The organism is Tuberibacillus calidus DSM 17572 (assembly GCF_000430685.1).
Classification (GTDB): Bacteria; Bacillota; Bacilli; order Bacillales; family Sporolactobacillaceae; genus Tuberibacillus; species Tuberibacillus calidus.
In genome coordinates this window covers 1-9,673 of the sequence record NZ_AUMM01000073.1, presented here as the reverse complement: position 1 = coordinate 9,673, position 9,673 = coordinate 1, and the positions used below count along the sequence as shown (strand labels likewise).

The window sequence follows — 9,673 nt, the reverse complement described above, 5'->3', positions numbered from 1 at the left end:
GGACCGAAACTGGGCCGGCCTTTAAAAGACAGTGAGGAAGACAGCGCCCAAAAACGAATAGAATACCAGGACGCCTTGGATCGGAACGCCGTCGAAGGCAAATTTGGCGAGGGCAAGCGTACATATGGGCTTGGTCTTATTCGAGCACGCCTTCGACAGACAAGTGAAACCGTCATTGCCCTGCAGTTTCTGGTTATGAACCTTGAAAAGATCCTTCGGGATACTTTTTTTTCCTTTTTTCACTTGATCATTCGTCAGGTATTTTCATGTCACAAACTGCGAGTGGTAAGCTTTTGATCAAAATGTAGGTTGTTCAGTAGTCCCTAATTACCATTCTCGTCTTTATTTTGAACTAAAAGTATCTTATTATCTGAAATAATGACACCCGAAACAATTCGATACAGTTTATAAGAATTTTTCTTCATATACTATTGCTCCCATAATTTTATTCACCTACGTTTTTGACGAATAATTATGTTATCTATTATTAAAATGAATTGAATTAAAAATATTATTTCGGAAATAGAAACAGGTCATATGAAAATATTAAATAGTATTTACTTAGCTATATAGATCTCGTTCTCTTTTGTTTGGGATTCATTAATAATGAGGATACTAACAAAATCGATACAATTGCAATACCAGTATAGATTGACCAATTTATCCATACAACACCCGTGTGTATTAAAAAATCATAAAGAATTCCACCAATGAGATTACCGAATGTAGCACCTAAAGCCCATCCAATGTCTACAAATCCATAATAAGTACTTAAATATTGTGAGGGAGCTATCTCTGCAACTAAATCATTTATTACTGGTAAAATAATGATCTCACCTAATGTGAAAAAGACAACAAAAACATAAAGAACTAATGAAGAAGGAATCGCTATTTGGAGACATCCCTTTGCCGAATGGTTTGAAGAAGAAATAGGAAATCACGATTTTATGCGATTTAGGGTTGATCACACTGGTATTGCCTTAAAAATGTTAATAGAAAATAAATTCATCGGTTTTATGTTAAACAGTATAGTCGAGGACTCAATAAATAATGGATCGTTAAAAGTAATAGAATATGAATCCCTTTCGAGAATTCCAACAAGAACGATATATTTAACTTACTTAAAGAAAAATAAAAACGCAAAACAAATTGAGAGTTTGTTAAAGTTCCTGAAGAGCAAAAATCTCGAGGGATGATTCCACATTTTGTAATTTTTTGAAACGCTAAAAAATCTTATAATCTACTAATTCATTAAATTATTCCATATATAAACAAAAGGAGTTGGACGAAAAAACACCAGGACTCGCCGAGTTTGTTAGCGCTGCATTTACGCATGCCTATCCGTAAATCAAACTTTCGATTACTCTAACTCGCATGGCAAAAAGCAGTTCAACACAAAGATGCATTTAAAGCCTGTGTTGCTTTTCAAAGATAAAAAATAAGGTTTCCAGCTTTCGGTGATTTTTAACGAAAGCCTGAAAACCTTTGTTTCAGGGTTCAATTAACTGCGCATTCTTTGTTATCAATACTAAATCTCTTTATAAGACTTAGCCATCTTTCGATTCATGATCCCAGTTTTCCACCATAGATTACAGGCTGTCAGCACTTATTGTATTTAGACTTATTTAAGGAAATTTTTCAAATGGCGGATTCGCTCTAAAAGTTCACGGTATTCTACCTCTAAAAGCTTTGGATCATCCTTTTTGGAGGGCATAGAAATTTTACTTATTACCTCCGTCAAACGTGTTTCTAATAGTAAGATTTCTTCCTCAATCTGCTCTTTTTCCCTGTCTATCACTTCAGTCCTACTAGCCATATATTCTTCATAGCTACCCTTGAAAGTTTTAATCTTGTGGTCTTCGATGGTCATGATCTGATTAGCTACTGAATTTATAAAGCGCCGATCATGGGAGACAAAGAGCAGGGAGTGTTCATACTCTCGCAGAACTTCTTCCACTACTTCCAGAGAGTTTAGATCCAGATAGTTTGTAGGTTCGTCAAGGATCAATAGGTTAAAGCCACTACATATTATTTTTGCAAAAGAAGCCTTAACTCGCTCTCCTCCGCTTAAAATCCTAACCTTTTTAAACACGCTATCGCCTTTGAAAAGAAGGCGGGCCAATAATATTCTTACAAAACTCTCGTCATAAACGCTTTCTGCCATGACATTGTCGAGGATGCTCTTATTTTCCTCTAAGATGCTTAACTCCTGACTGAAATAACCAATTCTTACATTAGGAGCAATCTTTATTGGGGGCTCTTGGTTCAGGATCATTTTTAGCAAAGTGGTTTTTCCACACCCATTGGGACCTATTAAGCCTACCTTAGCTCCATTTTCTAGATGAAACTGAGCATCTTTAAAGATCACTTTTTCCCCAAAGCTCTTGTTGAGTGCTTTTCCTTCGGTGATCACTTTGCTATATATTTTCTGAACATCCCCAATGTCTAACTTGATTTTTTCGATTTTTGTGGGTTTCTCCTTAACTTCTAGATGCTGAATTCTTGCCTCCACATTTTTAATAGCACGATCCAAATTAGCTTTTGCCTTTTGATTACCCATCTTGTGGAGTCTAGCCTCAGAGTTACCCATCCTTCGGGGAGTCTTTCGCATTGATTTTACTTTTTCTCGAGTAGAGATTATGATCCTTTCTAGTCTCTTCTTTTCCTTAACATATTGCTCGTATTCAAATTGAGCTCGCTCTCGCTCCTCAGTCTTTTGCTTAATATATTCACTATAGTTACCGGAATAGGTTTTGATTTTCCCTTCTTCTATTTCGATAATTTTGGTACACAGACGATCTAGCAAATCTCGATCGTGTGAGACCAGGACTAAGGCTCCAGAATATTCGGCAAAGGAGTTTTCGACTAATTGAATCCCTTCTATATCCATATTACTATTGGGTTCATCAGCGAAAATCATAGCATTATTTTGACTTAGGCAGGCTGCCAGTTTAAAGCGGGTTTTTTCTCCCCCGCTCATACTCTCGCAATAGGTATGGGGAACCTTAAATTTTGACGCCATTTCTTGCTGAATGGTTTCTTCCTCAGGGGGCTCCAGTTGGGAGATGTAGGAGCATTTCCCATAAAGTTTGACCCATCCTTCATCTGGCTCTATTCTTTGGCTTAAAAGATTCAATAGAGTTGTTTTTCCTACCCCATTTACTCCCACAATACCAATGCGATCTTGATCATATATGCAAAGATTTTCGATATCTAAAATAAGACGATCTCCATATGATTTTTTTAGATTTCTACATTCTACTAACAAAATAAAAAACCCCTCCTAAATTAACTGGGAGAGGATAGTATCTTGTAGATTTAAAACATTTTAAAAGAACTATACCTTCAATTGTCCATTCCTGCAGGCCAAAAAATATTGTACTCTCTCAGGCAACAGAATCAACCGCAAAGTATAGTTATCGAGTGTATCTACAGAAGTCATACTATCCACTCACAGGTAAAAATGCATGATTACTAAGCCGTTTCCCAACGGCTTACTCACAAATACATTTTCCTAGTAAAGTGAATTAATTGGACATTTTCTGTAGATACCTTACCTTTCTTATATTTTTAAATTATTCCTTAGGCTCATAATTAGTCTTTTTATTAGCCAAAAACTACTGAATTAAATTATAAAATTAATCAACTTTTATGTCAAATCCCTATGCACCATAACTAAATATGTTATATCATTAGCAAGGTGGGGTCGGTATGGAGGAAAGGTTTATGGCCGTTCTTCCATGAGTGAAGAAGTCGGCTCAATGAAGAGTGATATCAATTCTATAAGGACTATAGGATTAATTCTATTTCTAACCCTGACTTATTAAACTCTACCATTATCCTGTCAACATGTACAAACGCTTTTTCAACTAGTTTTCGAACCAGTTTATCAGCAAACTCCATAATATTATCGGTTTCAATATTAAGTAATTCAGTCATTTCGGTAACCCGAGACCTCTTTATTTTTGCGGAGGGCGTTTCTTGAAAGGGTTTCTCACCTTAAGTCCCGTAGTGGTAAATCTCATTGACAATATTATCGTATATCAACTTGATTTAAAGTTCCTCCAGCCTTTTATCAGTATCTGCTGTGCTCTCGTCCACATCTTCAATTAATACAGTTTCAATATTCCTTTTCATTATAGCTAAGAAAGGGCTTTCCCTTTAGGAGATGAGCATTCTTGCACAGAATATACATCCATCCTGTCTCCTCAACCCTATGAAAAATGCCCGTTATCTATTCTGTCTAATCGACCCTTCCTATTTTGTGATTCGAATTTTATCCTAAAAACACCCCTTCGTTATGTTCCCATGTACGCATTTTTGCCCTTTAGGTCGAGTAGACAACTTGAATATAATTCCGGAAACCCAGCAAAATCTAGGCTTACACCCTTGACACCAATGCAACGCACTCCACATGGCTTGATTGGTAATCGCAGATATATGTATGTAGTAGTGTTTGCCTTAGAATCATGGATTGAAATAAAAATAAAACACCAGTAATTTATTTATAATAGAATCTACTCTTTTTATCTAATGAAAAGTGAAACCATTTTCATATCGAAGATACCTAACCCTTTGATAATTCCTAATAAATTTAGCTTAATGAATCTCTTTGCTTTATTAAAAGACTCTTCAAGTTTTTATAAATTATTTTATCAAAATGATCTATACCCAATTTCTTTGAAAACTGATAATAGATTTCAGACAGATTGTATTGATTTCCTTTTAAATTTGCTCTACCGAATGGAGCATCTGTTTCTATTAGAAGTCTGTCTACTGGAAGAGTCTTTATCAACTCGAACCCCTTCTTTGAAGATAACATTGAATAATTGACAGAAAAGTAATATCCTTGATCTACAATTTTATACGCTAATTCCTTAGTACCTGTGTACCAATGAAATACTGCAAACTCTACTTTATTGTTTTTCAATATCGCTAATACATCTGCTTCAGCTCTACGAGAATGAATTGACATTATTTTCTTTGTTTTTGCAGATTCAGAACAAATAAAATCAAATATTTTTTGTTGCTCTGCTTTTGTGTGAACGGAGTCTTTAGAATAGTCTAACCCAACTTCTCCAACATACTTTGTCATAGGAAGCATCGCATTGAATAGTTTTCGATTGAATTTATACTTTTCAGCCAATTGAGGATTAAACCCCAGACCCAATTTAACGTACTTGTTTTCTAGAAATTCATCCCTACACTTTTGAAAAATCTCTGGTAAATTTGTTACAAACAAAGCGTAAGTTTTATTTCTTTCAAAAGAACTATATATTTGTTTATAGTTCTTAAAATAGTCAATATGAATGTGCATATCAGATAGATTACTCATTGATTTCAACTTCCTCTATACCTGCAAAATCCATTAGACCATTTCCGATACTTTTTACCATCTCCAGTATCTCTTCCATCGATTGATGATAAACCCTCTCATAACCATCTAACTCTTCATTGTCCAATGGCCCCTGTCTCATTAAAAGACTTCTAATATATTCTCTGTTTTCCTTATGTTCTATATATCTCCTTAAACTAAAAAGTACCGCTTTTAAATCACTTGCTCTTCCTTGATTATTATTATGGTTTAATATGAAGTCCTTACCCAATTCATACAGAGGATTATAACGAGTATTATCCTTACCTATTTTAGAAAAAGAAGCTCTTCTAATTAGACATGGATAGCAATAACCGCAATTACATGGTGTTTCCACTTTATCACTTTTCTTTTTATCATAACGAGATTGACAAGGATGTGAACACGATAAGGTTCTTGAAGCATACTGCTTAAAAATAGGGTTGCTTTGATGTTCCTCTAATATTTCTCCTTTTGATTTGTTCCAGTAAAAGTTTGACACTTTATTCTCAATGCCGACTTTTTCAAGAATATTATTCAATGACTTAATGAAAATAGGGTGTGTAGTCCTTGTACTGCAACTACCCGATCTGCTATCAGTCAGTGGAACATTTACACCAATAAAACCATTTTCAGGTATATAAACTGGTGTTTCTTTACCAATAATTGAGGCTACAGATATCGCACCCGCAATAAATAATAATGACCTACTTCGGCTTGTACTTTCAACAGCAAGTTTTTTTGGGTCTCCTCCAATTCTAATTGGAGCCAATGGATTAACACTAAAAAGAAGCAATTCAATATTCAACTTTGGATAATAGTTACTTATAGAGTCAAATAACTCCCTTTGGCGATTCGTTAAAAGATTATATTCTCTAAAACCAATATAGAGCGTGTTATTATTATTCTCCGACAGTGTTAATGCACCACAAAATGAATCTAATCCTCCAGAAAACAGACTGATTGAATCATGTTTATGAATGGAGATGAGATTTTTTGTATTTGTTTTATCAGCTCTAAATCTTTGATCTGTCTGTCTAAAGTCAAATATCCATTTATCACCACTTAAAAAACCAATCGTGTATTCAAGCTCTTCTTTTACTGAATTCCATTTTTCAAATTCCAAAACAGGAATTGATAATTTTATTATTCTTGTCCAATTATCAGATGAATCTTTACGTGGCAGTCGCTTATCTGCACAGAATACACTTGAAGCAATAACAAGAAAGTCTTCATTTACTGTAGAGAGACTCTTTTTACCAAATTTTCTCCAAAGTTGTTCCATATCGGTTTTAACATTCGATTTATTCGTCTTATCAAATAAGTTAAAAATAAAAAATTGTTCCTCTTCAGATTTACCCGGATTAAAATCATTACTATTCTTATTAATCCATATATTATACATTTACCTCACTCCAAGTAGAAAGGATTTCAAGAGTCCTTTTATACGTATTATTTATGATCTTATTACCTTCTTGACCACTCCAATCTATTCTATGAATCTTCTCGATTGAAAAGTTTTTTTCTATTGAGTTTCTTATGTGTGTTTTCACAATCTTCTCTGCCATCTGGTATTGATTTAAGTTATCAAATAAACTTATAAGTTTTTCTGCAAAGTTAGCAAAAAAACAATTTTGTATAAATTTAATAATAAATTCTTTAATAAAAACCCCTGTATCTAATTCCTTTAATACTTGTTCATACTCATTCACGTCATCTACACCTTTAAACAGTTCCCTCATCAACTCATTCATACTCTGATTTGAAATGCTATCATAAAACTCATTTCCACTTTCACTAAAATATTGTAGAAGGCCTTTACGAACATTTACAGGGGTCTCTTTCTTCAAATGAGATAAACCGAAACGGTCTAACGTCTCGAAAAATCCATAACTTCTTACCGAATCAATAAAATTAAGGGCATTTCGACTTGATTGGACTGCTCTCGCTGCATTTGCTCCTGAACCTCTGGAACTACTCATTACTTTCGCAAATTTTGAGATAGCTCTATCAACTGATGATGGAGAAAAGTTATCTTTTACCATTTTGGTGACGTCTCTTTTCACTTCTGGCCATAAATATCCTGTTGGTGGTAAGTACCCTTTTGATGTCCCCATTCTATTCACCCGCCAAATTCCATAGTTTACTATCTGCTTTTTTCTCTTCTACAAAATATTTTTTCAATGCTTGAAACGATTCATTGTCCAGTTGTTGGAAAAGAAGAACTTCGTTTATGCTAATCTTATCAATACTTATCTTTTTAAAGATCTCAAAAATTCTAGATTTATATTGAGGTATAATCTTATAAATTTCAATTAATGTTTCTAATTGAGCATGATCTTGATGATACTTTTCTAATACTCCTTTGAATACTTCATTTCTTGTGATTTCGTCCATTTTAAGCATCTGTTCTATTTTCTTTCTTCGTACTGCTATGTGAATTTCAAGGTTACATATCTGACTTATATACTTTCTTTCCTCTTGATTTAAGTTAGTTGAGAACAGTCTACTATCAGAGATTGAATCCCTCGCTAAATAAAAGTATGGGGATAGGTCTATACCAGATAGTCTCGGTTCTGTTCCAAACCATCTTTTCATCTTATCACTTAACCAAGCAGTATTTTTAGTTATATCTTCAATATTAATAGTATTATTATCTTCACTATCGTCCAAAATTCTCTTTTCAAGCATACTTAACTGTAATGGCTTTCCACCATGCTCAAATTGCCATTGAAATAACTCTTTAAATAAATCTTTATCAAAGTACTCTAATACCATTAATTTAGCTAAAATAGCAATATTAAGATCCAGCTTTTGGATTTCTGCTAGTCTTTTACGTATATAAAACGTGTTTAAAAACCTTTTAGTTTGTCGTGGGTTTCCTTTTAACGAGGAAGCAACAATACTCCCAATACTATTAAATATCTGTATTTGTTGTTCAAATTCATCTTGGGTAGCACCAATTTTGTATTTTGAACCTTCAACTTTTATTTCATTTTGAATTATATCTATTATTTCAGTTCCAGTTATTATTTCTCCTTTAATGAATATCCCTTTCTTCTTTAATATTTCAATAAGTTGATTTAACGAGTTCTCCTCTAAAAACATTTCTGCAATAAGCAATAGCATATAATTCTTAACGTCACTTTCAGCTAACTCTGCTATTTTAATAGGAAGTTGAACAATTTTCTCTATGTAATCAGTCGATACATCTACGCCTTCATCATCTAATTGCGGATATTTCCTTTTTATTGAATATGATATTATACTTTCATCCATCGCTATGATAAAAGTTGTTTTTGGAACTGAAAGAAACAACTTTATTGCCTCAAGCGTTTCTATAATCCTATCCGGACTACATCTATCTAAATCATCAATTAAAATTATTAAATTATCTACAGTAGAATTCTCAATTAAGCTACTAAAATCCTCACGAAATCCGCGTATATTTTGTACAACGCTTTCTTTTGGATTAGTTTTTATGTATTCTTCCGAAAATTTCTGTACCTTATCAATCTGCTTCTGCACATTTTCAGGACTTTCGAAATCTGAAAACTCCGGCAACATTACTAAAGGTGGTAAACCAGTCATTCCACTAATAGCCCAAGGAATCCCTTGCTGTAAAACTCTCTTTCCAACTGCTATCCAATTAATTCTTTCAATTAAACTCTTAATTTTATCTAAGGAAGTTTCAAAGAATGTTTTATTTTCCTTCATTCCCTGTAATATTGCTTCCATTAAAGCCGTCTTTGCATCTTCATATCCTTCAAACATCCATGCATTCACTTTTACTACTGCAATATTCCTGTCAGTATAAGTTGTTGTTTGTTCTTCAATTAAATTTAGTAATGTTGATTTACCACTTCCCCAATTCCCAAAAAGCCCAATAGTTAAAGGATTCATTCTTTCACTAATGGCTATCTCAGTAATCAAATCAGCGTATGGTTGATAGGCCAGCATATCAATTTTTGAAGCGTCATCAGCCCACATAATATAATCCACCTCACGATATACAACTAAATGCAATACTCACATATTACCATTCTCAGTAAACAATATGTATTAATAAAACATGATTGTATCCTTTTAATATTTTCTTGTTATAAACCCTCCTCCTTTAAAATACTTTCATAAATAATTATTATATTTAAAAATTTCTTCATCAATATTCTACTACTTTTTTTAAGTATTAATGTGTTTTATTTCGATATATTGGTTAAACTATTTAGGGACTACTGAACAACCTACATTTTGATCAAAAGCTTACCACTCGCAGTTTGTGACATGAAAATACCTGACGAATGATCAAGTGAAAAAAGG

General features: G+C 33.5%; 8 protein-coding genes. 2 read left to right on the top strand and 6 right to left on the bottom strand.

Going from position 1 to position 9,673, the window contains the following annotated elements; translation table 11 throughout:
* A partial coding sequence (locus H532_RS18975; protein WP_245566455.1) for a transposase occupies positions 1 to 297 on the top strand: 297 nt, incomplete at its 5' end.
* A 268-nt stretch (positions 298 to 565) separates the two neighbouring features.
* On the opposite strand, the gene H532_RS21125 is transcribed toward H532_RS18975, so the two are convergent.
* Positions 566 to 886: an MFS transporter gene (locus H532_RS21125; RefSeq protein WP_425426294.1), complete on the bottom strand. Its 321-nt coding sequence runs from the start codon at positions 884 to 886 to the stop codon at positions 566 to 568.
* On the opposite strand from H532_RS21125, the gene H532_RS21120 reads away from it, so the two are divergent.
* Positions 885 to 1,196: a LysR substrate-binding domain-containing protein gene (locus H532_RS21120; protein WP_081412473.1), complete on the top strand. Its 312-nt coding sequence runs from the start codon at positions 885 to 887 to the stop codon at positions 1,194 to 1,196. The two genes, H532_RS21125 and H532_RS21120, sit on opposite strands and share 2 nt — an antisense overlap.
* Positions 1,197 to 1,621: 425 nt before the next feature.
* Here the strand turns inward: H532_RS21120 and abc-f are convergent, their stop codons facing one another.
* The 5 genes from abc-f to H532_RS0113525 form a co-directional block, all read right to left on the bottom strand.
* Positions 1,622 to 3,268, bottom strand: a complete 1,647-nt coding sequence (gene abc-f / locus H532_RS0113550; RefSeq protein WP_211231979.1) for a ribosomal protection-like ABC-F family protein — start codon at positions 3,266 to 3,268, stop codon at positions 1,622 to 1,624.
* Between the two features lie 1,326 nt (positions 3,269 to 4,594).
* Positions 4,595 to 5,335 carry a TatD family hydrolase gene (locus H532_RS0113540; RefSeq protein WP_027725922.1) on the bottom strand — a complete coding sequence of 247 codons (741 nt, stop codon included), beginning with the start codon at positions 5,333 to 5,335 and terminating at the stop codon, positions 4,595 to 4,597.
* Positions 5,328 to 6,758 (bottom strand): Qat anti-phage system QueC-like protein QatC, encoded by a 1,431-nt coding sequence (qatC, locus tag H532_RS0113535; RefSeq protein WP_027725921.1) that lies wholly within the window; start codon positions 6,756 to 6,758, stop codon positions 5,328 to 5,330. The genes H532_RS0113540 and qatC overlap by 8 nt, the downstream gene beginning before the upstream one ends.
* Positions 6,751 to 7,470 carry a hypothetical protein gene (locus H532_RS0113530; protein WP_027725920.1) on the bottom strand — a complete coding sequence of 240 codons (720 nt, stop codon included), beginning with the start codon at positions 7,468 to 7,470 and terminating at the stop codon, positions 6,751 to 6,753. The genes qatC and H532_RS0113530 overlap by 8 nt, the downstream gene beginning before the upstream one ends.
* A gap of 1 nt (position 7,471) precedes the next feature.
* Positions 7,472 to 9,343, bottom strand: a complete 1,872-nt coding sequence (locus H532_RS0113525) for a KAP family P-loop NTPase fold protein (protein ID WP_027725919.1) — start codon at positions 9,341 to 9,343, stop codon at positions 7,472 to 7,474.
* Positions 9,344 to 9,673 lie beyond the last annotated feature (330 nt).